The organism is Pseudomonas sp. MWU16-30322 (genome assembly GCF_020515535.1).
Classification (GTDB): domain Bacteria; phylum Pseudomonadota; class Gammaproteobacteria; order Pseudomonadales; family Pseudomonadaceae; genus Aquipseudomonas; species Aquipseudomonas fluorescens_H.
Window position 1 is genome coordinate 70,669 of record NZ_JAIWYL010000001.1, and the last position, 22,654, is coordinate 93,322.

At 57.0% G+C, this 22,654-nt stretch carries 21 protein-coding genes; 11 read left to right on the forward strand and 10 right to left on the reverse strand.

What is annotated here, in order from left to right:
• Positions 1 to 459: 459 nt before the first annotated feature.
• Positions 460 to 5,355 carry an NAD-glutamate dehydrogenase gene (locus LCH64_RS00370; protein WP_226499137.1) on the forward strand — a complete coding sequence of 1,632 codons (4,896 nt, stop codon included), beginning with the start codon at positions 460 to 462 and terminating at the stop codon, positions 5,353 to 5,355.
• A 167-nt stretch (positions 5,356 to 5,522) separates the two neighbouring features.
• Here LCH64_RS00370 and LCH64_RS00375 read toward each other — a convergent pair whose 3' ends face one another.
• The 4 genes from LCH64_RS00375 to LCH64_RS00390 all read right to left on the reverse strand — a co-directional run bounded on the left by LCH64_RS00375 (position 5,523) and on the right by LCH64_RS00390 (position 8,927).
• The gene (locus LCH64_RS00375; RefSeq protein ID WP_226499138.1) at positions 5,523 to 6,236 is read right to left on the reverse strand and encodes an ATPase; all 714 of its coding nucleotides are present in this window, start codon (positions 6,234 to 6,236) and stop codon (positions 5,523 to 5,525) included.
• A gap of 240 nt (positions 6,237 to 6,476) precedes the next feature.
• On the reverse strand, positions 6,477 to 6,878 hold the full coding sequence (locus LCH64_RS00380; RefSeq protein ID WP_103520890.1) for a cupin domain-containing protein: 402 nt from the start codon (positions 6,876 to 6,878) through the stop codon (positions 6,477 to 6,479).
• Positions 6,879 to 7,076: 198 nt separating this feature from the next.
• Positions 7,077 to 7,370, reverse strand: coding sequence for a putative quinol monooxygenase (locus LCH64_RS00385; RefSeq protein ID WP_226499139.1), 294 nt, complete (start codon positions 7,368 to 7,370; stop codon positions 7,077 to 7,079).
• Between the two features lie 123 nt (positions 7,371 to 7,493).
• Complete coding sequence (locus LCH64_RS00390) at positions 7,494 to 8,927, reverse strand: PLP-dependent aminotransferase family protein (protein ID WP_003225666.1); 1,434 nt, start codon at positions 8,925 to 8,927, stop codon at positions 7,494 to 7,496.
• 315 nt (positions 8,928 to 9,242) lie between these two features.
• On the opposite strand from LCH64_RS00390, the gene LCH64_RS00395 reads away from it, so the two are divergent.
• Positions 9,243 to 9,683, forward strand: a complete 441-nt coding sequence (locus LCH64_RS00395; protein WP_226499140.1) for a carboxymuconolactone decarboxylase family protein — start codon at positions 9,243 to 9,245, stop codon at positions 9,681 to 9,683.
• 293 nt (positions 9,684 to 9,976) lie between these two features.
• On the opposite strand, the gene LCH64_RS00400 is transcribed toward LCH64_RS00395, so the two are convergent.
• Positions 9,977 to 10,291 carry a hypothetical protein gene (locus tag LCH64_RS00400; protein WP_226499141.1) on the reverse strand — a complete coding sequence of 105 codons (315 nt, stop codon included), beginning with the start codon at positions 10,289 to 10,291 and terminating at the stop codon, positions 9,977 to 9,979.
• 207 nt (positions 10,292 to 10,498) lie between these two features.
• Here LCH64_RS00400 and LCH64_RS00405 point away from each other — a divergent pair, with 207 nt between their 5' ends.
• The 3 genes from LCH64_RS00405 to LCH64_RS00415 are packed head-to-tail and all read left to right on the forward strand — an operon-like array spanning position 10,499 to position 12,682.
• Positions 10,499 to 11,164: a secretin and TonB N-terminal domain-containing protein gene (locus LCH64_RS00405; protein WP_226499142.1), complete on the forward strand. Its 666-nt coding sequence runs from the start codon at positions 10,499 to 10,501 to the stop codon at positions 11,162 to 11,164.
• The gene (locus LCH64_RS00410; protein ID WP_003225656.1) at positions 11,161 to 11,712 is read left to right on the forward strand and encodes an RNA polymerase sigma factor; all 552 of its coding nucleotides are present in this window, start codon (positions 11,161 to 11,163) and stop codon (positions 11,710 to 11,712) included. Before LCH64_RS00405 ends, LCH64_RS00410 begins: the two co-directional genes overlap by 4 nt.
• A 31-nt stretch (positions 11,713 to 11,743) precedes the next feature.
• Entirely contained in the window at positions 11,744 to 12,682 is a 939-nt protein-coding gene (locus tag LCH64_RS00415) for a FecR domain-containing protein (RefSeq protein ID WP_226499143.1), read from the forward strand.
• A 326-nt stretch (positions 12,683 to 13,008) separates the two neighbouring features.
• Here LCH64_RS00415 and LCH64_RS00420 read toward each other — a convergent pair whose 3' ends face one another.
• Positions 13,009 to 13,617 carry a prepilin-type N-terminal cleavage/methylation domain-containing protein gene (locus LCH64_RS00420; protein ID WP_226499144.1) on the reverse strand — a complete coding sequence of 203 codons (609 nt, stop codon included), beginning with the start codon at positions 13,615 to 13,617 and terminating at the stop codon, positions 13,009 to 13,011.
• Entirely contained in the window at positions 13,614 to 14,066 is a 453-nt protein-coding gene (gene gspH / locus LCH64_RS00425) for a type II secretion system minor pseudopilin GspH (RefSeq protein WP_096797248.1), read from the reverse strand. Before gspH ends, LCH64_RS00420 begins: the two co-directional genes overlap by 4 nt.
• Positions 14,067 to 14,199: 133 nt before the next feature.
• On the opposite strand from gspH, the gene LCH64_RS00430 reads away from it, so the two are divergent.
• The 4 genes from LCH64_RS00430 to LCH64_RS00445 all read left to right on the forward strand — a co-directional run bounded on the left by LCH64_RS00430 (position 14,200) and on the right by LCH64_RS00445 (position 17,467).
• Positions 14,200 to 14,631 carry a type II secretion system protein N gene (locus LCH64_RS00430; RefSeq protein ID WP_226499145.1) on the forward strand — a complete coding sequence of 144 codons (432 nt, stop codon included), beginning with the start codon at positions 14,200 to 14,202 and terminating at the stop codon, positions 14,629 to 14,631.
• A 342-nt stretch (positions 14,632 to 14,973) separates the two neighbouring features.
• Positions 14,974 to 15,819, forward strand: coding sequence for a hypothetical protein (locus LCH64_RS00435; protein ID WP_226499146.1), 846 nt, complete (start codon positions 14,974 to 14,976; stop codon positions 15,817 to 15,819).
• Positions 15,816 to 16,181, forward strand: coding sequence for a hypothetical protein (locus tag LCH64_RS00440; protein ID WP_226499147.1), 366 nt, complete (start codon positions 15,816 to 15,818; stop codon positions 16,179 to 16,181). The genes LCH64_RS00435 and LCH64_RS00440 overlap by 4 nt, the downstream gene beginning before the upstream one ends.
• 254 nt (positions 16,182 to 16,435) lie before the next feature.
• Entirely contained in the window at positions 16,436 to 17,467 is a 1,032-nt protein-coding gene (locus LCH64_RS00445; RefSeq protein WP_226499148.1) for a retron St85 family RNA-directed DNA polymerase, read from the forward strand.
• 243 nt (positions 17,468 to 17,710) lie between these two features.
• On the opposite strand, the gene LCH64_RS00450 is transcribed toward LCH64_RS00445, so the two are convergent.
• Complete coding sequence (locus LCH64_RS00450) at positions 17,711 to 19,492, reverse strand: AAA family ATPase (protein ID WP_226499149.1); 1,782 nt, start codon at positions 19,490 to 19,492, stop codon at positions 17,711 to 17,713.
• 681 nt (positions 19,493 to 20,173) lie between these two features.
• On the opposite strand from LCH64_RS00450, the gene LCH64_RS00455 reads away from it, so the two are divergent.
• Positions 20,174 to 20,533: a hypothetical protein gene (locus LCH64_RS00455; protein WP_095136351.1), complete on the forward strand. Its 360-nt coding sequence runs from the start codon at positions 20,174 to 20,176 to the stop codon at positions 20,531 to 20,533.
• Between the two features lie 247 nt (positions 20,534 to 20,780).
• On the opposite strand, the gene LCH64_RS00460 is transcribed toward LCH64_RS00455, so the two are convergent.
• Positions 20,781 to 21,419: an EcsC family protein gene (locus LCH64_RS00460; protein ID WP_047293947.1), complete on the reverse strand. Its 639-nt coding sequence runs from the start codon at positions 21,417 to 21,419 to the stop codon at positions 20,781 to 20,783.
• 245 nt (positions 21,420 to 21,664) lie between these two features.
• A complete protein-coding gene (gspI, locus tag LCH64_RS00465) occupies positions 21,665 to 22,039 on the reverse strand; it encodes a type II secretion system minor pseudopilin GspI (RefSeq protein ID WP_226499150.1) in 375 nt (124 codons plus the stop codon).
• A gap of 148 nt (positions 22,040 to 22,187) precedes the next feature.
• Here gspI and gspG point away from each other — a divergent pair, with 148 nt between their 5' ends.
• Positions 22,188 to 22,646 (forward strand): type II secretion system major pseudopilin GspG, encoded by a 459-nt coding sequence (gene gspG / locus LCH64_RS00470; RefSeq protein WP_027613117.1) that lies wholly within the window; start codon positions 22,188 to 22,190, stop codon positions 22,644 to 22,646.
• Positions 22,647 to 22,654: the final 8 nt, after the last annotated feature.

Genomic DNA, 22,654 nt, shown 5'->3' on the forward strand with positions numbered 1-22,654 from the left:
TTCTGCCAGTCCTCGGGAATTTCTGCATGTGAGAGTGTCAGAGGATGTGTCGTGAACGCGACACAGGTCAATGGTCACTTCTGGCACAGATGTACCGTGAATACGGGCATTCGAGCCGGCGTTTTGCGCCATGAATGCTAGTGTTTATCGGTGCCGAACCCCTTGTTTACGTGCCAATGACCGAATATGTCGCAGCACCGCAAGCAGACACATTGTCGCACCCATTAAGCTGCGCAACGGATGAGCACCCGTAAAGGCATTGTCGGCAGCCCTGACAGTCGTTTTTGCAGATGCTCATTCAATGGAAGGTGAATGTGACCTGAGTGTCGTGTCCAGCTTCACCCACCTGTCACCCTGTTTCCTCTGCCCGAGAATCAGGAACAGGGCGACGGAGGCCCCGAAAGGGGTTTTGCAAGCGACGCTTTCCATCAATAACAAGCCCCAAGCGGAGTACCACAGATGGCGTTCTTCACCGCAGCCAGCAAAGCCGACTTCCAGCACCAACTGCAAGCGGCACTGGCGCAGCACATCAGTGAACAGGCACTGCCACAAGTGGCGCTGTTTGCTGAACAATTCTTCGGCATCATTTCCCTGGACGAGCTGACTCAACGTCGCCTCTCCGACCTCGCTGGCTGTACTCTTTCTGCGTGGCGCCTGCTTGAGCGCTTCGATCACGCGCAACCGCAAGTGCGCGTCTACAACCCCGATTACGAGCGTCATGGCTGGCAGTCGACCCACACCGCGGTTGAGGTGCTGCACCACGACCTGCCGTTCCTGGTCGACTCGGTCCGCACCGAGCTGAACCGCCGCGGCTACAGCATCCACACCCTGCAGACCACCGTGCTCAGCGTACGTCGTGGCAGCAAGGGCGAGCTGCTGGAAATCCTGCCGAAGGGCAGCACCGGCGAAGGCGTGCTGCACGAGTCGCTGATGTACCTGGAAATCGACCGCTGCGCCAACGCGGCCGAACTCACTGTGCTGAGCAAAGAGCTGGAGCAGGTGCTCGGTGAAGTGCGCGTCGCGGTCGCTGATTTCGAGCCGATGAAGGCCAAGGTGCAGGAGATCCTCACCAAGCTCGATCACAGCGCATTCGCCGTCGATGCCGACGAAAAGACTGAAATCAAGAGCTTCCTGGAATGGCTGGTGGGCAACCACTTCACCTTCCTCGGCTACGAAGAGTTCACCGTTGTCGATCAGGCCGATGGCGGTCATATCGAATACGACCAGAATTCCTTCCTCGGCCTCACCAAACTGCTGCGCACCGGTCTGACCGACGAAGACCGTCACATCGAAGACTACGCGGTGAACTACCTGCGCGAACCGACCCTGCTGTCGTTCGCCAAGGCTGCGCACCCGAGCCGCGTACACCGTCCTGCCTACCCGGACTACGTGTCGATCCGTGAAATCGACGCCGACGGCAACGTCATCAAGGAACACCGCTTCATGGGCCTGTACACCTCCTCGGTGTATGGCGAGAGCGTGCGGGTCATTCCGTTCATCCGTCGCAAGGTCGAAGAAATCGAACGCCGCTCCGGCTTCCAGTCCAAGGCTCACCTGGGCAAGGAACTGGCGCAGGTACTCGAAGTGCTGCCGCGTGATGACCTGTTCCAGACCCCGGTCGACGAGCTGTTCAGCACCGTGATGTCGATCGTGCAGATCCAGGAACGCAACAAGATCCGCGTGTTCCTGCGCAAAGACCCGTACGGTCGCTTCTGCTACTGCCTGGCCTACGTACCGCGCGACATCTATTCCACCGAAGTGCGCCAGAAGATCCAGCAGGTGCTGATGGAGCGCCTGAAGGCCACCGACTGCGAGTTCTGGACCTTCTTCTCCGAGTCCGTGCTGGCTCGCGTGCAGCTGATCCTGCGTGTCGATCCGAAGAACCGCATCGACATCGACCCGCTGCTGCTGGAAAAAGAAGTCGTACAGGCCTGCCGCAGCTGGCAGGACGACTACGCCGCACTGACCGTCGAAAGCTTCGGCGAAGCCCACGGCACCAACGTGCTGGCGGACTTCCCGAAAGGCTTCCCGGCCGGCTACCGCGAGCGTTTCGCGGCGCATTCGGCCGTGGTCGACATGCAGCACCTGCTGAGCCTGAACGAAAAAAATCCGCTGGTGATGAGCTTCTATCAGCCGCTGGGCCAGGTGTCCGGCCAACGCGAGCTGCATTGCAAGCTGTACCACGCCGATACCCCGCTGGCGCTGTCCGACGTATTGCCGATTCTGGAAAACCTCGGCCTGCGCGTGCTCGGCGAGTTCCCGTACCGTCTGCGCCACACCAATGGCCGCGAGTTCTGGATCCACGACTTCGCGTTCACCGCAGCTGAAGGTCTGGAGCTGGATATTCAGCAACTCAACGACACTCTGCAGGACGCATTCGTCCACATCGTGCGTGGCGATGCCGAGAACGATGCGTTCAACCGTCTGGTGCTGACCGCCGGTCTGCCATGGCGCGACGTCGCGCTGCTGCGTGCCTACGCCCGTTACCTGAAGCAGATTCGTCTGGGCTTCGACCTGGGTTACATCGCCAGTACCCTGAACAACCACACCGACATCGCTCGCGAGCTGACCCGGTTGTTCAAGACCCGTTTCTACCTGGCGCGCAAGCTGGGCAGCGATGATCTGGAAGACAAGCAACAGCGTCTGGAACAAGCGATTCTGACCGCACTGGACGACGTTCAGGTGCTCAACGAAGACCGCATCCTGCGTCGCTACCTGGACCTGATCAAAGCCACCCTGCGCACCAACTTCTATCAGACTGATGCCAACGGCCAGAACAAGTCGTACTTCAGCTTCAAGTTCAACCCGCACGCGATTCCAGAGCTGCCGAAGCCGGTACCGAAGTTCGAAATCTTCGTTTACTCGCCACGCGTCGAAGGCGTGCACCTGCGCTTCGGCAACGTTGCCCGTGGTGGTCTGCGCTGGTCCGACCGTGAAGAAGACTTCCGTACCGAAGTCCTCGGCCTGGTGAAAGCCCAGCAAGTGAAGAACTCGGTCATCGTGCCGGTGGGTGCGAAGGGCGGCTTCCTGCCGCGTCGTCTGCCACTGGGCGGCAGCCGTGACGAGATCGCGGCCGAGGGCATCGCCTGCTACCGCATCTTCATCTCCGGTCTGCTGGACATCACCGACAACCTGAAAGACGGCGCGCTGGTGCCGCCGGCCAACGTCGTGCGTCATGACGACGATGACCCGTACCTCGTTGTGGCCGCGGACAAGGGCACTGCAACCTTCTCCGACATCGCCAACGGCATCGCCATCGACTACGGCTTCTGGCTGGGCGACGCGTTCGCCTCCGGTGGTTCTGCCGGTTACGACCACAAGAAAATGGGCATCACCGCCAAGGGCGCGTGGGTCGGCGTACAGCGCCACTTCCGCGAGCGCGGCATCAATGTTCAGGAAGACAGCATCACAGTGGTCGGCGTGGGTGACATGGCCGGTGACGTGTTCGGTAACGGCCTGTTGATGTCGGACAAGCTGCAACTGGTGGCCGCGTTCAACCACATGCACATCTTCATCGATCCGAACCCGAACCCGGCGACCAGCTTCGTCGAGCGTCAGCGCATGTTCGACCTGCCGCGTTCGGCCTGGACCGACTACGACACCAGCATCATGTCCGAAGGTGGCGGTATCTTCTCGCGCAGCGCGAAGAGCATCGCCATCTCGCCGCAGATGAAAGAACGCTTCGACATCAAGGCCGACAAGCTGACCCCGACCGAACTGCTGAACGCCTTGCTCAAGGCACCGGTGGATCTGCTGTGGAACGGCGGTATCGGTACTTACGTCAAGGCCAGCACCGAAAGCCATGCCGACGTGGGCGACAAGGCCAACGATGCGCTGCGCGTGAACGGCAACGAGCTGCGCTGTAAAGTCGTGGGCGAGGGCGGTAACCTCGGCATGACCCAACTGGGTCGTGTGGAATTCGGTCTCAATGGCGGCGGTTCCAACACCGACTTCATCGACAACGCCGGTGGCGTGGACTGCTCCGACCACGAAGTGAACATCAAGATCCTGCTGAACGAAGTGGTTCAGGCCGGCGACATGACCGACAAGCAACGCAACCAGTTGCTGGCGAGCATGACCGACGAAGTCGGTGGTCTGGTGTTGGGCAACAACTACAAGCAGACCCAGGCTCTGTCCCTGGCGGCGCGTCGTGCCTACGAGCGCATTGCCGAGTACAAGCGTCTGATGAGCGATCTGGAAGGCCGTGGCAAGCTGGACCGTGCCATCGAGTTCCTGCCGACCGAAGAGCAGATCAACGAGCGCGTTGCGGCAGGCCATGGCCTGACCCGTCCCGAGCTGTCGGTGCTGATCTCGTATAGCAAGATCGACCTCAAGGAACAGCTGCTGAACTCGCTGGTGCCGGACGACGACTACCTGACCCGCGACATGGAAACGGCGTTCCCGCCGACCCTGGTCAGTAAGTTCTCCGAAGCCATGCGCCGTCACCGTCTGAAGCGCGAGATCGTCAGCACCCAGATTGCCAACGATCTGGTCAACCACATGGGCATCACCTTCGTTCAGCGACTCAAAGAGTCGACCGGCATGAGCCCGGCGAACGTGGCGGGCGCTTACGTGATCGTGCGTGACATCTTCCACCTCCCGCACTGGTTCCGTCAGATTGAAGCGCTGGACTACCAGGTCAGCGCTGACGTGCAACTGGAGCTGATGGACGAGCTGATGCGTCTGGGCCGTCGCGCTACGCGCTGGTTCCTGCGTGCCCGTCGCAACGAGCAGAACGCTGCCCGTGATGTGGCGCACTTCGGTCCGCACCTGAAGGAGCTGGGTCTGAAGCTCGACGAACTGCTGAGCGGCGAAATCCGCGAAAACTGGCAGGCGCGTTATCAGGCTTACGTCGCGGCCGGTGTGCCGGAGTTGCTGGCGCGTATGGTGGCGGGTACCTCGCACCTGTACACCCTGCTGCCGATCATCGAAGCCTCCGACGTGACCGGGCAGAACCCTGCCGAAGTGGCCAAGGCCTACTTCGCCGTGGGCAGTGCGCTGGACATCACCTGGTACCTGCAACAGATCAGCGCGCTGCCGGTTGAAAACAACTGGCAGGCCCTGGCCCGTGAAGCGTTCCGTGACGACGTGGACTGGCAGCAACGTGCGATCACCATCTCCGTCCTGCAACAGGGCGACGGCACGCTGGACGTGGAAGCACGTCTGGCGCTGTGGATGGAACAGCACGAAGGCATGATCGAGCGCTGGCGCGCCATGCTGGTGGAAATCCGTGCTGCGAGCGGCACCGACTACGCCATGTACGCCGTTGCCAACCGCGAACTGCTCGACCTGGCGTTGAGTGGGCAAGCGGTAGTGCCTGCAGCTGCTGTGAATGCCGAGCTTGAGCTGGCCTGAGTAGACGCTGAATGAAGAAGCCCCGGTGTCGTGAGATGCCGGGGCTTTTTTATGTCTGTGGGTTTTGTGGTGTTTATTCTGGCCTCATCGCGAGCAGGCTCACTCCTACAGTTGGAATGCGTTTTCCCTCTGTAGGAGTGAGCCTGCTCGCGATGAGGGCCTGACTATCAATACAACTTATGTGCTTGTTTACTATCGAGCATCGACACTTTATCTGTCGCTCTGGTCAATAAATTACCGAGCGACTGGTCAAACTTCTGCAAGGCTCTTACTTGTACATCTTCCTGTTGATTGATATCGGCCACGATCTCTTCCGAACGTTTGAAGTCCGCCCATACCGGCGTCAACTCTTTCGCCTCGGAACCTTTCGCCGTACCGATGTAGTTCAACTTCGCATCATAAAAATCCGCACTGACATCGGCTTTGATGTCGGAACTGCGCGAAGTGATCAGTTGGCTGTGGGTATCGACGATCGCCACCACATCGGGGTTGGCCGCACGCAGGCTTTGCATGTCCGGGTACACCGTCACCGAGCCGAACTGCCGTTGCAGCGAGGCCTTGACCCAGTCCACCGCCATGTCGGGTTTTGAGGTGGCGACGTAGGCGTCGTGGATCGGCTGCACCAGCAGGCTCTGGCCGAAACCGGTGCCGGCGTTGGCCTGGTAGTTACGCAGGTATTCGCGGTTGGTCTGGGTGCTTGGGCTGTAGACCACGCCCAACGACACGCCGGGACCACTTTTTACCTGAGCGGCGCTGCTGCGCCCGACCGGTTGGGTAAACAATGTATCGAGGGACGAGACCGCTTGTGGCGCGGTGGGTACTGAACAGGCGGACAAGGCTAAAACCGATATCGCCAAGGTGCTGGCAAACGCAAGTTTCATGGTGAGTCTCCCGTGAAGCAACTTCAGTCGAAAGTCATTGTTGTCGCGGCTGTTTGTGATGGGCGCACGACAGTTAACTCAGACTAAACCCGCCAAGCTGTAAATAACCTGACAATTTCCCCGCTAATGATCGTGCGATAGTTTTATTTGCTTTAAGTCGAATCGGTTAATTGCCTGGGGAAATAAAAAGGCGCGAAACGATGTTTTGCGCCTTTTTATTTATGGCTGTGCAAACAACCATCAGTTTTTCAAGGGGATCAGCACTTGCTCGTCCGGGGCCAACACCATGAACACCAGCAACTTCGCCGGTTTGGTTTGGCTGGCGTTTTTCGACACCAGATGTTCGGAGCCGGCCGGTTCATACCAGAATTGGCCCTTCTTGTAGGTGATTGCCTGTTCGCCCTTGACCTGGGAAATCACTTCGCCCTCGAGCACGTAGGCCATGGCGGTGCCGTCGTGTTTGTGGGCGATGGACGATTGGCCGGGCTGGTAATCGACTTCGATCATCATGGCTTTCTTGCCGGGGGCGTTTTTCAGCATCTGGTCTTGCAGCACCGTGACTTTCTCGGACGGATCGTGGGCCAGCGCAGCGGCAGACAGGGACAGGGCGAGAACGGCGGTGAAGAGGTGCAGGGCTTTCATGGCGGATCACCTGTGGGAGGAGGGGGTGGTGATCACAGTAGTCTGCGGGGCGGGGTATTCAAACGGCCAATATTCGGGAAGATCGGGTGACCAATCAGCATTGCGGCGGTGCGGCGGAATACGCCTTCGCGAGCAAGCCCGCTCCCACAGTTGATCGCATTCCAATGTGGGAGCGGGCTTGCTCGCGAAGGGGGCAGATCAGACGATTGGGAAGCTATTGAAATCCACACTATTGGCCAGACGGCTATCGATCAGATCGATAAAGCCCTGCGCCTCAGGCCGGCTGAAGTGCGCCTGCATCGCCGCTTCCGACTGCCAGCGCGCACTCACGGTCCAGCGGTGGCTGTCCTCGGGGCAGCGGTCGACCATGTAGGCATCGCAGCCCGGTGTCTGGCGCAGGGTGTCGACGATCTTCTGCAACTGCCGGCCAAGTTCTTCCGAACGGCCGGTGGCGGCGCGCACCTGCACGGTGTTGATCACTTCGTTGGACATTGCTCACACTCCTGAATCAGGCCGGACGAATCCTGCTCATTGAGGGATAACGCCAGTGCAGAATAGGCCTGCACCCCGTGATCACCAATAACCAATCGGCGGTTAATCGCCCAGACCAATGATTCACGCCACTTGTTGCAGAATGTCGCGCAGGCGATCCAGAGCGGTGTCGATATCGAGGGTTTCAATGGCGCCGAAGCCAAAGTACAGGCCGCTCTTCACCGGTTGCTGGTAATGGAATCCGTCGATGGAATACAGCCCGACCTCGACTTTTTTCGCCAGTTCGATCACCAGCGGCAGGTCGATCGGCACCTTGCACAGCACCGCCATGTGGAACCCGGCACTGGGCGGTATCGCCTCCAGCCACGGCGCCAGATCCGTGGCCATGCGCGCCAGAATCCGCTCGCGGCGCTGGGCGTAAATCGCGTGGCAGCGGCGAATATGCTTGAGCAGGCAACCTTCAGCGATGAACTTGGCCAGCGCCCATTGCGGCAGGGTCGAGGCGTGCAGGTCGGTCAGCTGTTTGGCGCGGATCACCGCTTCGAGGATCGCCGGCGGCAGGATCGCGTAACCCAGGCGCAGCTCCGGTAGCAGAGTCTTGGAGAAGGTGCCGACGTAGGCCACAATGCCGCGCTGATCAAGGCTGAACAGAGAGTCCGTCGGCCGCCCTTCGTAGCGGAACTCGCTGTCGTAGTCGTCCTCGATGATGATCGCGCCCAGCTCATGCGCCCGGGCCAGCAAGGCCTCGCGGCGCGCCTGGCTCATCGGCATGCCCAGCGGAAACTGGTGCGACGGGGTGACGTAAATCAGCCGCGTGCCCTCGGGAATCTGTTCGACCACAATGCCTTCGGCATCCACCGGGATTCCGACCACTTCGGCGCCGTGGGTGCCGAACAGCAGGCGCGCCGGCGGATACCCCGGGTCCTCCATCGCCACCCGACTGCCGGGGCTGATCAGCACGCGGGTGATCAGGTCCAGCGCCTGTTGCGCGCCGTTGCACACCACAATGTCTTCGTCCTGACAGTTGATCCCGCGCGAAAACGCGATGTGCCGGGCAATCGCATTGCGCAGCGCCGGCAGACCCTCAGGCACGCTGTAGAAGCCCTTGGACCCGGCCATCTGGCGCATCGCGTGCGACACGCAGCGGCGCCAGTCGTCATGCGGGAACTGGCCCTTGCTGGTGGCGCCGCCGATGAAGTCATAGCGCAACGAACCTTCCAGCGACGGGTGGCGCAAAAACACCGGGAGATTGCGCCAGCGCTCGATCACCTCGGCGCTGGCCAGTTCGGTGTGGCTTTGCTTGCGCTGAATCTGCGCCGGGCGGGCGTTGACGTAGGTGCCTTTGCCGATCACCCCGGTGAGGAAATTTTCGTAAGTCAGTTGCGCGTAGGTGTCGGAAATGGTCTTGCGCGAGATCCCCAGTTGCTCGGCCAGCAGACGACTGGGCGGCAACTGCGTGCCGGCGGCCAGACGCCCGGACTCGATGGCGCCGCGCAGCTGGTTGTACAGCTGGCCGGCGAGGTCCTTGCGGCCATTGATCACGACGTGAAGTTCCATACCGACGCGGCTCCGGGGGGGGCGATTGGGGTGTCGGCCAGATTACCGCTGTTGCGTGATTGGCAGTAGTTGCGCAGCACAAAAACCCGAAATTGGTCACCGTCCCCCCTTGTAGGAGTGAGCCTGCTCGCGATGAGGTCGGCACATCCAACATGGCGGTGACTGAATGACCGCTATCGCGAGCAGGCTCACTCCTACAGAGTTGTGTGTTTGGCGGGCGGCAGTGGTGTAGCGATATTCCGTGGAATTGGGGCTGTAACGCCAGCGCATCAGCGCTTACCGTGAACTCATCATTCCGCTTCCCCGAGACCTGCCATGTCCCCGCGTCTGGACTACTACAACGCATCGCCCAAGGCGATGAAAGCGATGATCGCCATGGAGGCGCTGACCAGCGACCTGAGCATCGAAGCGCCGCTGTTGCAACTGATCAGGATCCGCGCCTCGCAGCTCAACGGCTGCGCGTTCTGCACCGACATGCATTCGGTGGACGCGCGGCGGGCCGGGGAGAGTGAGCGGCGTTTGTATGCGATCGCGGTGTGGCGCGACAGCGGCTTTTTCAATCCCCGTGAACGCGCCGCACTGGGCTGGGCTGAGGCCGTGACGCTGTTGGCGGAAAGTCATGTGCCGGACGAGGTTTACCAGTTGGCCAAAGCGCAATTCAGTGAGGCAGAACTGGTGGATCTGACCATGGCCGTCACCACCATCAACAGCTGGAATCGTCTGGCCGTTAGCTTTCGCCAAACCCCAAGCGACTGACGTGCACAAAACCCTGTGGCGAGGGAGCTTGCTCCCGCTCGGCTGCGCAGCAGTCGCAAAACCTTTGCATGCGGTCTGTCAGTTAAAACCGGTTCGGCAGATTTGGGGGCGCTGCGCACCCCAGCGGGAGCAAGCTCCCTCGCCACAAAGTTTGGTTTTCAGTTTGGTGGGCGGTGAGCTTTCGTCAGCCCCAAAGTGACTGAAGATCAAAAGATCGCAGCCTTCGGCAGCTCCTACATTCGATCCCATGTAGGAGCTGCCGAAGGCTGCGATCTTTTGACTTTGATGTTTCCCTAATTCGGTGGGCGCTGTGGTTTGACTGACGTCCCGAAGGTGTTGCCCATCCGCGTACTTGTCGCCGCCGGCGTTACGAGGCCAACCTGATTCGGTGGCCGTTTGTTCACGGGAACGTTCATTGCTTCCTGATTCTTCTGCGCAGCGGCAGCGCCCTCGGGATTGTTGCCCATCTGCTGACTCAGGCAATCGTAATTCGGCGCCTTGTAGCCGCCCACCGTCACCTCCACACAGCCCAGCGGCTGTTCGGCGTGGGCACTGGCGAAGGCGCTCAGCAGCAGCCCGCCGAGGGCGAATTTCCACAGTGATTTCATGCAAGCCTCCTGGCCGGCCCGAAGCGGCCGTTCTCTGATTGCAGTCTAGTGCAAGCCTTGCGCGAATCCCGTGATGGTTTTTTTGCACCGCCCGTCACACCAGATTCATAAACAGCCATCAGGATGACGGTTTTCAGGGGTACGTCAGCCGTGCAGCGAGGCAGTTCCAGGGACGGTCTTCAGCGTTCAGCGACTCTCGTGCGCCGGGTGAGTCTGGGGCTGCTGCTTGGCTGGTTGAGCAGTGCTGCGACAGCCGAACCCGCGCCCGCCGACTTGCGCATGACGCTGCACATCCCGGCGCAGGACCTGGCCCGGGCGCTGGATCAGTACAGCCATGCCACCGGGGTGGCGGTGCTGGTCGACAGTCAGTTGAGTCGTGGCCGGCGCTCATTGGCGGTCGATGGCGAATACACCGCTGCCGACGCCTTGCGCCGTTTGCTCGGCGGCAGTGGCCTGATGGCGCGTTATGCCCGCGACGATGCGTTCACCTTGCAGGTGGCGCAGGTCGAGGACGTGCCGTCGGCCCTGGACAAACCCACGCCGGCCAGCGCCGCCGTGAGTCGCAGCTACGCCACCGCGGTGCAAGCGGCGATCGAGCGCAACCTGTGCCGTTCGCCACTGACTCGCCCAGGCAGTTATCGCGCGGTGTTACAGGTCTGGGTCGGGCGCGACGGCGTGGTGCAGCACAACCGGTTGGTCACCACCACCGGTGATGTACGGCGCGATACCGCGCTGGTAGAGAGCTTTCGCAATCTCAGGATCGACCGGCCGACGCCCAGCGCGTTGCGTCAGCCGGTCACGTTGCTGTTGTTACCGGAGTCGTCAGGGAAACGCATGGAATGCACCAAATGGGAAGGAGTTTCCGGGGGATGAAAGACACCGGACAAGGTTCGATGGTCCAGCTGTTCCTGACGTCCTACGAGGACTTTCGGGTGCGCTTGCGCAGGCGTCTCGGTTCGGAGGATCTGGCCAACGACGTGCTGCACGAAACCTACCTGCGGGTCGACCGCATGGAAACGCCGCCGAACCTGCTGCGGCCCAACGCCTACCTCTATCGCATGGCCCTGAACATCGCCGCCGACCGCCGTCAGGCCGATGCGCGCCTGCTCACCGGTGAGGAAGTCGAAGAGCTGCTGCAAATCGGCGACGAGGCGCTGGACCCGGCGCGAGTGGTCGGCGGGCAAAAGGAAATCCAGTCGCTGCTCAGCGCCCTCTATGAGCTGCCCGCGCGGCGTCGCAGAATCTTCATCGCGGCGCGTCTGGAAGAGGCGCCGCACCTGGAAATCTCGCAGCGCTTCGGCATTTCCACGCGCATGGTCGAGAAGGAAATCAAAGCCGCGTTGGGGCACTGCGCAGCGAAACTGGAAAGAAAAGTGTTTCAGCGGTTCGGTCGCGGGGCCGGAAAACCGTCATCTGAATAGTGCCCGATCAATTCGTTGAGAACCTGCGCGTTTGAACATCTTTCGACTGACACCTGCCAAGCCATCGGCGGCCGAGAATCTGCACAACGAAGCCCACGACTGGTTGATCTTGCTGACCTCGGGCCGCGCCACCGTGGCCGACGCCCGGGCGTTGCGCGACTGGTGCGCGCAAAGCGCCGAACATGCCCGCGCTTTCGAAGAGGCCAAGGTGTTGTGGCACAACCTGCAGCCTGCCGCTGAAATGCTGCAATCGCCTCGGCGCTTCGGTCGACGGGCGTTTCTCGGTGGCGCCATCGCGGCGTCGGCGGCGTTTTTGCTGGTGCGCGGAACGATTCCAGGAGGCTTTGGTGGCCTCGGCGCCGATTACATCACTGAGGTCGGCGAACAGCGCCGGGTCGAACCGGCCGATGGCGTGAGCCTGGAACTGAATACACAAACCCGCATCAACCAGCGTTCCGGCGATGACGGCGTGCAGGGTTTCGAACTGGTCAGCGGCGAAGTCGAAGTACAGACCGCGCGGTTGCCACTGGCGATGCAGGCCGGGGGCGGGTGGTTGCGGGCGAGTCAGGCGCGGTTCAACCTGCGTAACACCGATCAGCAAGTCTGCGTGACCTGCCTGGATGGTTCGGTGGACGTCAATGTCGATGGCCGCAGTTTGCGCTTGCAGCCCGGTGAGCAACTGACCTACGACGGGCAACAGGTGGGCGCGGTGCAGAGCGTCGACACCGCAGCGGTGATGAACTGGCGCCAACAGGTACTGGTATTCAACGGCGCAACCCTCAGCCAGATGATCGACGAGATCAACCGCTACCGCCCCGGCATGTTGCTGCTGCTCAACCGCGACCTCGGCCAACGCCGCGTCCAGGCCCGCTTCAGCCTCGACCAACTCGCCGGCGTCGCCCTGCTGATCCGCGACGCCTACGGCGTCAAATGCACCGAACTACCCGGCGGCGTCGTCGTCCTCAGCTAAAACCCCACCCCCCCCCTGTGGGAGCTGACTTCCCAGCGATGACGGCCTGCCAGCCAACCAATCTCTCCCAGACCGCATACGATCCAATTGTAGGAGTGAGCCTGCTCGCGATGTCAGCCCGACAGCCGACCAATATCTACCGGCTTGTGGGAGCTGACCTGCCAGCGATGACAGCTCACAAGCCAACCATTCCCCAACTGACCAAACCCAATCCAATTGTGGGAGCGGGCTTGCTCGCGAAGGCGCCCGTCCAACCACACCATCATCAACTGACCCACCGCCTTCGCGAGCAAGCCCGCTCCCACAGGGTTTTGCAGTGATGCTAGCTACTGCAGCGGCCCCATCACCTGCCGATACCGCTCCACCCCCTGCGCCGTCTCCCGCATCAACCGCACCTCCAACCCCAACGGATCCTCCCGCCGATTCCCATTCAACTGCCGCCACCCCTTATCCACCTCCCAAACCCGCACCTGCACATCACTCACCCCATCCAACACCGCCACCCCAGCCCCCGGCGCCGGCAACGGATAACGACTGCGCGCCTCAGCCACCGCCCGATACAACGTATCCCCCTTGACCCACCACCGCACCCGCTGCAACGCCCCAGGCTGATCCGCCGCACGGCGAATAATATCCAGCCGAAACCCCTTGCTATCACTGCTCCGCACCGTCAGCGCAGGCGGCGCACTCGGCGGTTCATCATCCACGCCAACCTTCTTCGGCTCAGTCAACTCAATCCCCGCGCGCATCTCCACATCACGTTGCAACTGATTCAACGCCCGCAACAAACTGTCACTCTGCTCACTGCTCGCCTGCAAATGACTGTCCGCCCGCGTCACACTGTCCAGCCCGCGCCACGCAATCAAACTGACCACCGCCATCAGCAGAATCGCGACCATCACCTCGATCAGGGTAAAGCCCCGTTGAGCGTTCATTGCACACTGATCCTTCCACTGGCATCACGCAGCACACTCAGCCGATTGAGCCCATCAGACAAGGTCAATTGCAGCGGCGGATTAATCCACTCGGCGTTAAGCACCACCTTCTGCTTCGGCTCCACCCGCACCTCCAGCTTCGGACTCTGCCAGGTGCGCGGCCGCAACTGCGGGTCATCCTTGAAATGCTCAAACCCCCGACCACCGTCACTGCGCCGACTGAAGCGAAAGCCCTTGCCATCACTCACCCACACAATCGGCCGACCATCCGCCCGCGCCTCCGCCTGCGCCACCTGCAGCAACTGCGCCACACGCTCGGCGTCCTTGCGCAGCAACTGCAGCGGATCCGGCTTGATACTCAGGCTGATCGCCGCACTGGCAATCCCGATGATCACCAACACCACCATCAACTCGATCAGCGTAAAGCCCTGTTGCTTACCCACATTCATCGGTTGCGCGCTCCGTTGCGTCCTGCCCCGTCCCAAAAAAACATCCTGCACGGCCAACATGTAAGCCGTGTGAAATAAAACCGTGAGAATTGCCGCGTAGCCTGTCAGCAGGGACAAAAAGGAGATTCAGCCCATGATACTCACCACCCGCATATCCCCCCCGCAAACCGTCCAGGCCCTCGCACTGCTCGCCGCCCTGGTCGGCGTCGCGACCTGGTCGTCGCTACTCCTGACCTCCGCCGAATCCCACACCCCACCAGCGCCCCCGCAAATGCTCGCGGCGCGCAGTGACAGCCCGGCGTTGCAGTGGTTTTCCAACCAGACGGCACCGATGGACATCAAGGTGAGCGGGGTGATGGCGGGAGGTCGCGGGGCGGTGGCGATTTTGAGTTTGAACGATGGACCGCCGAGGAGTTTTTTGCAGGGGGAGCGGGTGGGGCCTGGGGTGAAGTTGGTGGCGGTGGAGGGGGATGGGGTGGTGATTGAGCAGGGGGGGGAGCGGGTGCGGTTGGAGGTGGAGAGGTTGGGGGAGGGGGTGGTTTTGCCGAGCCTTATGAGGCCCTGATTCGTTGAAGCGGAGTCGTTATTTTTGCCGATTAGTTGAATGCCGGTTCAAGGTACTCCAAAAGCAGGGAGCCGATACGCAAGGGAGTGCTTCTTGCCGCTTCCGGTCTGATGCAGGTAATCGAGAATGTCCGCTACCGGCCAAAAGCAGACTGTTGCGCAGGGTGTCCTAGCAGGCCTCTGTTGAGGCTTAGAAGTGTCTACGAAACCCGGGGCGATTCAGCATTATCCAACGCACCTTGGAAGGTATTGATCGGCGCTATAATGGCTTGTGGCTATTAATTTAACTGCTATGATACCGATTCTTGTCAAAGCGTGATCAGGTCAGGCGTGTAGCGCACCAATGAAAAAAGAACACTTTAATTTGATGCTTAATATAATCAGAAGTCAGCCATGGCTGGAAGGTAAGATTGATGAGCTTGAACATGTTCTTTTTTCTGATTGTCAGTGCAGTACATCAAGACAGCTTGTCTCTGATATAATAGATAGATTTCTTTATATAAATCGAGAAGATAACTATAGACTTATAAATGACCTCGCCAGCGAAATAGTTGCCAAGTATTATGATCGGGAAGCTAGTACGCTAATAACTGCGATGGGTACCGGCTCCGCAACTGACAGTTCGCAACTTGTAGCCTACACTATAAAGCCGATTATGGAGAAAAAAAAGTGGCGACGTCATGCGATAATTAATGATTTTGGAGATGTATACAAACAATACAAAAAAACCAAACACAACCACATAGTGCTAATCGATGAGTTTGTTGGCTCGGGGCAAACCGTTTTAGGTAGAGTTGCGTCAATCCATAGGCAGTTAACAACCGCTGGGGTCGTGGATTATTCTATTGCGGTGAAAGTATTAGTCTCTACTGAGTTTGGTCTTGGGAATGTGACTGCCGCTGGCATCGATATGACTGCGCAAAGGCTTGTCAAGAAGGGCATTGATGACTATTACCCATCAGGAGAGGCTGCTCAGCATCGCGACTTAATGCGACTTGTTGAGGGAAAACTTTCCACTGAGTATGAAGGCAGAGCAATGCCGAGCCTCGGTTATAATGAGGCCCAAGCAACATACTGTCGAGAAGATGGAAACGCCCCCAACAGTGTTTTTCCTATTTTCTGGTGGGCTTTCAATAGTGATGGCGAAGATAGGCATGTATTAATGACTAGGGCTATGGGGGATGCATGAATTTTAGTCCTGAAGTGCAACGCGATCTCATACTTGCCGATGTTAAGTTGTTATACATTATTTTGGCGTCATCAGGTGGGTTGGAACCGTTCACTATTTATCGTAGGAGTAGATTTTCGCTAAAGTTTTTTCTTGAAAGGTATGCTCGACTTCTAAAGTTAAACTTAATTGTCGAAAACTTAGGTGTGGCGCGTTTGTCAGTGGCAGGCGAGATAAATGCTAAAGCAGCATTACCTAGATTAGTTTCAATGAAAAAAGAGTGGCGCGAAGCACCTCCGGATTTTTTACGTCCGAAGCTTTTGGATGATTACTACATACCTAATGTGGACCTTTTAAGCAAAAAACGCTTTCAACCGAAATAGGAATGCAGTATTATCGCGCGGCCTGCAGAGGCTAGTACGTTGGAGTGTAGTCGCTCCCCGGGTAAGGTTCCCGATAACCAAGTTGTAGTGACTTCAGCGATGAAGCGCACTGAAGCCACTACACTTACAAAACGCTTCGCGTTTTGACGTTGCTCCACCCATCCGCAATTTCGCTGCGCGAAATTACAGATGGGTAAAACAAAGTCAAAAGCCAAGCTGCTAAAGTAAAGAAGGTAGCCTCTGCAGGTTTTTTTATGAATGAAGCTCTTATAAAACAATGGCTTGCACACTTCAGAAAGAGAGGGGTGTCGGGACCGCTTATTGATGTCTATGCAGTATATATTAGGACTCTTATAGGTAATTCAGTTCCTGTTATTTTTGAGTTTGAACATTTGTCTCGATTGATAGGAATCGATCAGGCTCGTTTCCGCGCAATGGTGAATTCAAGCTCTTCTTTTTATAGAACCTTTCATATTAAAAAAAGACTAGGCGGGCTACGTGAAATAAGCAGTCCGTTCCCCTCTTTGCTTATTTGCCAAGATTGGATATATAAAAATATACTATTAAATATACCAGTCCATTCCTGTGTTCACGGATATGTACCTGGTAGATCAATATTCACTAATGCCGCCCCACACTTGAATTCTAAGTGTATATTGAAGATGGATATAAAAGATTTTTTTCCTTCAATTAAGATTGACTGGGTCGCAAATTTTTTTAATCAGCTAGGATATGCCGATAACGTATCATTCTACTTGGCGGCCTTGTGCTGTAAAGATGGTTGCCTTGTTCAAGGGGCGTCAACCAGCCCGTACTTAACAAATATATTGATGCGTGGATTGGATCACAGGCTTTATAAACTCGCTCAAAGTTATAGTATGAAGTACACTCGCTATGCAGATGACTTGACTTTTTCTGGTGAATATATCCCCCATACAGTTATTGAGGTTGTCGACTCGATAGTGTCCGACTTCGGATTAGAAGTTAATACTGACAAAACTAGACTGCAAATAGACAGAAATCAGAAAATTGTCACAGGTCTATCTGTTGCTGGTAAATCAATAAGCATGCCGAGAAGCTTTAAGCGTGAATTAAAGAAAGAATTGCATTTTATTCAGAAGTATGGCTATCAATCGCATTTGTCAAAAAAGAAAATAAGAAAACCTTTTTATATTGACTCTCTTATAGGCAAGGTGAATTTTTGGTTGCAAGCGGAGCCTGCTGATACATATGCAATAAAATCTCTATTTATGCTGCATGAAATACAGAAGGGCAATTCTATTTAGGTCAGCGGTTTTATAAGTCTTAGGCTTATTGTTTCTCTAATTGAATCACCTCTTTTCGTAGATGGCTCATAACCTCAAAACGATGACCGCGTACTTCTCATGTAGGGCAACTGAGGTACGTCTTCTTCAAGGTGATAGACGGTGACTAAGCGGCTGCTTTTGGCCGACTTCCGCCTTTCGTGCCAGACAGGTGGAAGTTGGTCAGAATAAGACGTTCGACAAGGTAGCCATCGACGGATGCGTTCACTCAATTGCTCTCAACCACTCCAAGCAAGCCTTCAGCAACGGTGCCCTAGCTTCAGTCGATGCACCATCAGCACTGCGCAGAAAATCCTCTTGCTCAAGAATGGCTTCCTCACCTTTTTCGTGAATACCGAATACATCTTCGATACATCCAATAGGCCATACCCATGTAGTTCGGGTCAGAAGTTCGTGATGAACTGCTTCCGCTAATTTGAGGCCTTCAGCGTCACGTGCGAAAAGTGCCCAAGTATCTGCGGCTCTAAATCCACTAGCATTGACGGGTAGGCCGTTCCCACCCAGCGGTACACCGTGCTCTGCTCCAACTCTGGCCAAGACGTTTTTCACTTTGGCCATATCCTCACCGTCTTTTGATAACCAAGACTCTGCTCCACTTCGAGCGTGTGTGAAAGCAAAATCCAAATCTGCAATTACTCCACAGGTGATACCCATAGCTGAGAGTACCGAAACACCTTTAGGGATGCTGGAGCAACTGCCTAGCGCCACAAAACAGATGCGATCAAGTTCTGGCCTCGATCCATACAGCTTTTCGTACACCAATGGCAGCAGACGCTGATCGGTTTTACCTTCACAGAGAATTACTTTCTCAGCGAAGTAAATGTCAGCAACGTTGCCTAACTCGAAAAGAGTCCGCGATTGAGCCTGAGCTTCCTCCATCGCAGCAGCAACAGCTTCGCGTAACTGTGCGCGGACGACAGAGCCATCAACAGGATGCCTACGAACGATGACTGTATCTGGAGCGTTATCCCTGTTAAGCATTAAGGGAGAATGAGTGGTGAATACTACCTGAAAGCCCACCACCGAAAGTTGCTTAAGCGCTTCTCGAAGCTTGCGGACTCCTTGAGGGTGTAAGAAAAGTTCCGGTTCATCAATTAGCAGCATCCGCCTAGAAATTCCCGGTTCGGTGATTTGGCGCAAATCTGCCAGCAACCGAATCAGCGCCATTTGAATCGCTCGTTGTGCGCCACTTCCTACCTGGTCAAATCGTCGACGATCACCGGACGCTTCGTCGGTAACGTGTAGGTCTCCCGATTTGAAGAATTCTTTTACATCGATTGAGGGGACGTCTAAATCCAAGCGCAATCCTGGAAAGAACTCTCCAAGCGCAGCGGTAGCGTTATTGTCAAAGCTGGCTAATACTGGAGATCTCTGATCGCCATCAACCCTCAATATACGTCGAACTGCTTCCAATGCTTGCGTGACCTCGACATGTGCTGTGAGGATTGGCGTCATGATCTCATCTAGCAGCCCGCGAATAGTGCTGCCAGCTTTTCCTTTTCCTAGATCCTCCGGCACATCGTCCATAGCTTGAATATGAAGAGCTTCAGGAAGCAAAGCAGAAACAACTGATGGCAGTCCCGTTGGGTATGCGCGCCAAGTTGTAGGAATGCCATTTGCGTCCTTTTCATCAGGTTGCCAAATTTCCTGAACTGGCTTAGAGGTGCCTGTGCCTGTGGTACGAATCCATAGCTCTCCGTTAACGCAATAGGGTTCAATAGCTAGGCGATGTCTTGGCTCTGGAATTAACGCGATCAATTCTGGAGTTATTCCACAAATACAGGCGCTGAGCACTATTGGCAGCGCCGGGTCAGAGACATCATTTTTGGCGAACGCTTTGGGCGCTAGAACAATTCGGATTGCATCTAGTACTGTGGATTTACCAACGTTATTTTGTCCCACCAGAGGAGTGAAGTTGCCTAGGGATAAAGATACGTTCTTACAGGCCCGAAAGTTTTGAATGTGGATCTGGGTTAATCCATGCATTTCGCTTTCTCCTTGTTTCCCTAGCTCTGAAGGCCAGGACTCTGGAGATGAAGCGTAGAACCCTTTTGTCTGATGGGTTTTTTAAATACGGTTTTTTTGAATAGCAAAGACTTGTTTGACACTGCAGGGTCAGGTGGGTCTCCTATTTTACAAACCCTACGAATGCCCGCGTCTGCCCGAAAGCGGTTGTAAGTATGCGGCAGCTATTGGCCGGAAGCGGTTCCTTGCCGATGTCCGCGTCTGGCCGAAAGCAGCCATCCCATCGGGTCTGAGATGTAGTCCAAAAACGCAAGCCAGCTGGCCCGATGAGTGTATGGATCTATTTAGGGGATATCCTCCGCAGTAAGGTCAAGGTAAACATCGGCGTTTAAAAAGACATCTCCAGATACTCACTCGGGCTACACATCCTTGCGCCATTGCCTACAGCTACGCCAGAATCCGCCGGCTTGTGCGCCTTGGGGGCGGGTTCTATTGTGGTTCGGTCGCTGAATGTTCAGTGACCGGGTTTAGCAGCTCGCCAATTTTCAAGGCACGCAGGTTCCGCCATGACGTTATGGTGGCTTTGCGTGGGGCACTTCGGTGCGCCGGGATCCTTGAGCCTGGTCTGCTAACCCGCGTAAAGCCGCCACCTCTTCGTTTAGCAGCGATGGCTGACGGCTCCATTTCTCAAGGAGCTTCACCATGATCAAACCAACACCCAATCCACCCGAAACCGCCTCGGTTTCCCCCTACGAATCCATCGACTCAAAAAAACTCCACGAAGCTGCCGACCGCGCGCTCGACCATTACCTCTGTCCGCCCGGTTCCACGCCGCCGCCACGTAAAACCCGTGGGATGTATGCCGTGACGGCGGACAACAAAACCGAAGAGCTGCTGGTCGATGCCAGTGAAACGCTCGCTTCGGCCAAAACCCTCGCGCAGAACATCGCCAGCCTGTTGCCGGTGTCGCAGCGTCATGCGCTGGCGGGGATTGCGCAGTTGATCATGCTCGGGGAGTTGGCGGTGAATCGGGCGTTGGATAATTTGCAGTTGCCGGGGTGATGCGGGTGTCGGGATCACCTGGTGATTGATCGGGTGTTCCATTCTGGCGCCTTCGCGAGCAGGCTCGCTCCTATAGGGTTTTATGCTGATTGCAGATTTAGTGTAAGTCGCTGAAACCGGTGGGAGCCAAAGACAGAGGGGACGGATTTATTTTCGGAAAATAAATCCGTCCCCTCTGTCGCGTTTGCTGATTTTGGCTCTGCATTCCCTTGAAAACGGGAAATGCAGCTACCGCTGAGGTGGCCCGTTATGCAGTCGCCACATCTTTTGGTGTGAATGTATCGCGCGCTACATTACCGATGGTGTTGGTCGTGTAGGCATCGAAACTTCCGCCAATCAAGCCTCCCAGCAGCGGCACGGCTTTGCCAAGATTGATCACGCCTTTTTCACCAAACTTGGTGAACAGCTTGAAGCCGACCTTTTTGTTTATCTCGAGCAACGTCTTGCCGGAAATCGACTTCACGGCATTCATCGCGAGTTTGTTGCCCACGACAATACCGATGTCTTTCAGCACTTCTTTGGCGGAGTTGGCGGTGAGACAGGCGAAAACGAGGGTCTTTACCTTGTCATCCTTCACGTCGTAGCCACCCAGGTGGGCGATGGCGGCGATCATGCGAATTTGCACGAAAAGCACACTTGTGATGTTGGCGGGCAACGCTACGGGCAGTGTAATCAATCCACCCAAGCCGGTAATGAAGCCTGAGGTGGCCGATTTGGTGTTTTGCCAGCGAATCAGTGAGTTAGCTTGATCGTAAGCAGGGCTTTCTTCCTTGGCGTAGCTGGCTGCGAGCTCCTCGGCGGAATCAAGACCGGAGAACCCATTCACAGATCTCTCGTAGGCCCAATCAAGGACCTGCATTATCTTTTCTTGACTTATCAGTTCCATCTTCAGTCTCAGCGCATGAATAGTGGCCTTATGATGCCATGTCTGCCGGCTTATTTGCATCACTTCGCTTTGAACAAATTCCCTCCAAATACTTTCGCCGCCGCGCTGATGGCATAACTCCACTTTTTAAATACTCGCCCAGACCCCGCGATTACATGCAGCGGGACAGAGGGAACGCATTTGCGGGCTCGATAAACGCCAGCGTTTAAAAGGCAAAGTCAAAAGATCGCAGCCTTCGGCAGCTCCTACAGGGGGGGATTCAACAGGGTTTCCAGGCGGGCCAGCGGCGGGGCGTCCTGGTTGCGGTTGAAGACCTGGATGCCGACCTTGAGCAATCGGCCATTCTCTGCCGCTGCGATTACCTGCTCACACCGCAACAACAACCGTCCCTGATCACAATCAACGGCTTTCACACCGGTCGGCAATCGGCCTTCCAGTTGCAGCTCCGCCATGCGTGTTTGCGCTACGATCATGGCAATGGAGCGATCCCGTAGAACTCCGCTGCTTTGGGTCATAAGCCCGGCCACGCGTACGGCCGCCGACATCGCCACGGCGATGATCGCCAGCGCCACCAGCACTTCAATCAGGGTGAAACCCGTTTCTCGGGAACACGCGCGCATAAAAGGCCCAAAGCCAAAACACAGCCCTCGACCCTAACCCCCGTCCTTGACGGCTTGACGACGAAAACTCCCGAGGATTTTCAACATCCCTGACATATCTTCTTGCAACACTGCGCGTCGAATCGAATCAAGCCAAGGGAATGTCGAGATGGATATCGCGCAGTTCAAACAGCCCGGACGACCGAGCCGGATGCCCCGTGGGCAGCAGGGTTTTACCCTGATCGAGATCATGGTGGTGGTGGTGATTCTCGGGATTCTGGCGGCGATGGTGGTGCCCAAGGTGCTCGACCGGCCGGATCAGGCGCGGGCCACGGCGGCGAAGCAGGACATCGGCGGTTTGATGCAGGCGCTGAAGTTGTATCGCCTCGATCACGGTACTTATCCGAGCCAGAGTCAGGGTTTGAAAGTGCTGGTGGAGCGTCCGGCGGATGCGAAGAACAGCAACTGGCGTTCGTACCTGGAGCGCCTGCCGAATGACCCGTGGGGTCGTCCTTATCAGTACCTCAACCCCGGCGCGAATGGCGAGATCGATATCTTTTCCCTCGGTGCCGACGGTCAGCCTGACGGCGACGGCGTGAATGCCGATATCGGTTCCTGGCAGCTGTAAGGCCGGTG